Annotated in this window: 2 rRNA genes; both read left to right on the top strand. The window is 53.3% G+C overall.

Annotation, left to right across the window (positions count from 1 at the left end):
- Positions 1 to 277 precede the first annotated feature (277 nt).
- Positions 278 to 3105 (top strand): 23S ribosomal RNA (locus DDT93_RS26190).
- A gap of 96 nt (positions 3106 to 3201) precedes the next feature.
- A 5S ribosomal RNA gene (gene rrf, locus DDT93_RS26195) occupies positions 3202 to 3316 on the top strand.
- Positions 3317 to 3352 lie beyond the last annotated feature (36 nt).

Consider the following 3352-nt stretch of genomic DNA (forward strand, 5'->3'; position numbering starts at 1 on the left):
CTGATCTCAGTTTGGTTCCACGGCCCGCAAGGGACGCTGGAAGGCATGTAGACGAGTGCTTCCTCGCTTATCTATGTGTATCCCTGCTGAAACGAACAGAGTTGTCCAAGTCAAGTACACTAACCCGTGTGATTAACCATCACACAAGTCCACGCGATCGCGTGGGCGGGAAAGTATGCTTTTGATCCAGGAGAATGGGACGGTTTGTTACCAGCTTCCGTCCCGCGCAGTCTTCGCTCCTTCGGGAGCGTGAAGAAGTCTTGCTTTTTCTGGATCAAATCAAGCGCGAGAAGGGCGTTTGGTGGATGCCTTGGCAGTAAGAGGCGATGAAGGACGTGATACTCTGCGATAAGTCCTGGGGAGCTGAGAATAAGCTTTGATCCAGGAATTTCCGAATGGGGCAACCCACCTGAATGTTCTCTATTGTTACCCTCGGGTATCAATAGGGTGCATAAACAGGTACTTAAGACCTGAATACATAGGGTTTTAAGAGCGAACCCGGGGAACTGAAACATCTAAGTACCCGGAGGAAAGGACATCAATAGAGACTCCCCTAGTAGCGGCGAGCGAACGGGGACCAGCCGAGCCTTGAGAGTGACCAGAACTGTTTGGAAAGACAGGCCATAGTGGGTGACAGCCCCGTATGGGTAGCTCGATGGGACGTATTAAGTAGGGCGGGACACGTGAAATCCTGTCTGAAGATCGGAGGACCACCTCCGAAGGCTAAGTACTCCTTACTGACCGATAGCGAACCAGTACCGTGAGGGAAAGGTGAAAAGCACCCCGACGAGGGGAGTGAAACAGTACCTGAAACCGAACGCCTACAATCAGTCGGAGCCTCCTTGCGAGGTGACGGCGTACCTTTTGTATAATGGGTCATCGACTTGGTCTATCTAGCAAGCTTAAGCCGGTAGGTGTAGGCGCAGCGAAAGCGAGTCTTAATAGGGCGTCGAGTTAGATGGATCAGACCCGAAACCGAGTGATCTAGGCATGACCAGGATGAAGGTAAGGTAACACTTACTGGAGGTCCGAACCCACACCTGTTGAAAAAGGTCGGGATGAGTTGTGCCTAGGGGTGAAAGGCCAATCAAACTCGGAGATAGCTGGTTCTCTGCGAAATCTATTTAGGTAGAGCGTCATCCGAATACCCCGGGGGGTAGAGCACTGGATGGGTAATGGGGCCCCACAGGCTTACTGATCCTAACCAAACTCCGAATACCCGGGAGTACTAGATGGCAGACACACTGCGGATGCTAACGTCCGTAGTGGAGAGGGAAACAACCCTGACCTACAGCTAAGGCCCCCAATTCATGGCTAAGTGGGAAAGCAGGTGGGACGTCCAAAACAACCAGGAGGTTGGCTTAGAAGCAGCCATCCTTTAAAGATAGCGTAACAGCTCACTGGTCTAATTAAGATATCCTGCGGCGAAGATGTAACGGGGCTCAAGCCATGAGCCGAAGCTTAGGATGCCGTAAGGCATGGTAGCAGAGCGTAGTGTGACATAGTTCCATGCGTCCTTAGCCTTGTTCGCAAGGTGTTGGACGCAAGGAGCTTTCTGTGAAGCCCGGGCGTGAGCCATCGGGTGGAGAGATCACTAGCGAGAATGATGACATGAGTAGCGACAAAGAGTGTGAGAGACACTCTCGCCGAAAGTCCAAGGGTTCCTGCTTAAAGCTAATCTGAGCAGGGTAAGCCGACCCCTAAGGCGAGGCCGAAAGGCGTAGTCGATGGGAACCAGGTTAATATTCCTGGGCCAGGAGGATGTGACGGATCACGACTGTTGTTCACCCTTATCGGATTGGGTGGGCCGCTGAGTGGTTCCTGGAAATAGCCCTCCATGAGATCGTACCCTAAACCGACACAGGTGGACTGGTAGAGAATACCAAGGCGCTTGAGAGAACGATGTTGAAGGAACTCGGCAAAATACCTCCGTAAGTTCGCGAGAAGGAGGCCCGGTTCCTAGGCAACTAGGGGCTGGGGGCACAAACCAGGGGGTGGCGACTGTTTACTAAAAACACAGGGCTCTGCGAAGTCTAAAGACGACGTATAGGGTCTGACGCCTGCCCGGTGCCTGAAGGTTAAAAGGAGGGGTGCAAGCTCTGAATTGAAGCCCAGGTAAACGGCGGCCGTAACTATAACGGTCCTAAGGTAGCGAAATTCCTTGTCGGGTAAGTTCCGACCTGCACGAATGGCGTAACGACTTCCCCGCTGTCTCCAACATCGACTCAGCGAAATTGAATTGCCTGTCAAGATGCAGGCTTCCCGCGGTTAGACGGAAAGACCCCGTGCACCTTTACTACAGCTTCGCACTGGCATCAGGCACAACATGTGCAGGATAGGTGGTAGGCTTCGAAGCAGGGACGCCAGTTCCTGTGGAGCCATCCTTGAGATACCACCCTTGTTCTGCTTGATGTCTAACCGCGGTCCGTTATCCGGATCCGGGACCCTGCGTGGCGGGTAGTTTGACTGGGGCGGTCGCCTCCTAAAGCGTAACGGAGGCGCGCGAAGGTTGGCTCAGAGCGGTCGGAAATCGCTCGTTGAGTGCAATGGCAGAAGCCAGCCTGACTGCAAGACTGACAAGTCGAGCAGAGTCGAAAGACGGCCATAGTGATCCGGTGGTCCCAAGTGGGAGGGCCATCGCTCAACGGATAAAAGGTACGCCGGGGATAACAGGCTGATACTGCCCAAGAGTCCATATCGACGGCAGTGTTTGGCACCTCGATGTCGGCTCATCTCATCCTGGGGCTGGAGCAGGTCCCAAGGGTACGGCTGTTCGCCGTTTAAAGAGGTACGTGAGCTGGGTTTAGAACGTCGTGAGACAGTTCGGTCCCTATCTGCCGTGGGTGTAGGATACTTGAGAGGAGTTGCCCCTAGTACGAGAGGACCGGGGTGAACGATCCACTGGTGGACCTGTTGTCGTGCCAACGGCAGTGCAGGGTAGCTATGATCGGACAGGATAACCGCTGAAGGCATCTAAGCGGGAAGCCCCCCTCAAAACAAGGTATCCCCGAGGGCCGTGGTAGACCACCACGTCGATAGGCTGGAGATGTAAGCGCAGCAATGCGTTCAGTTGACCAGTACTAATTGCCCGATAGGCTTGATTTGATCCAGTAATAGCCAGACACAAACAACGGCTGCTACCAAATCAAAAGCATACACACAAAACGTGTACTGACTTGGAATTAAAGGATGTTTACTCGGTCTGGTGATCATAGCGAGAGCAAAACACCCGGTCCCTTTCCGAACCCGGAAGTTAAGTGCCTTTGCGCCAATGGTACTGCGTCTCAAGACGTGGGAGAGTAGGGCATCGCCAGACCTAGTAAACATCCTTCTCTCTATATCGATCAAAACA

The organism is Albibacillus kandeliae (assembly GCF_003116585.1).
Classification (GTDB): Bacteria; Pseudomonadota; Alphaproteobacteria; order Rhodobacterales; family Rhodobacteraceae; genus Albibacillus; species Albibacillus kandeliae.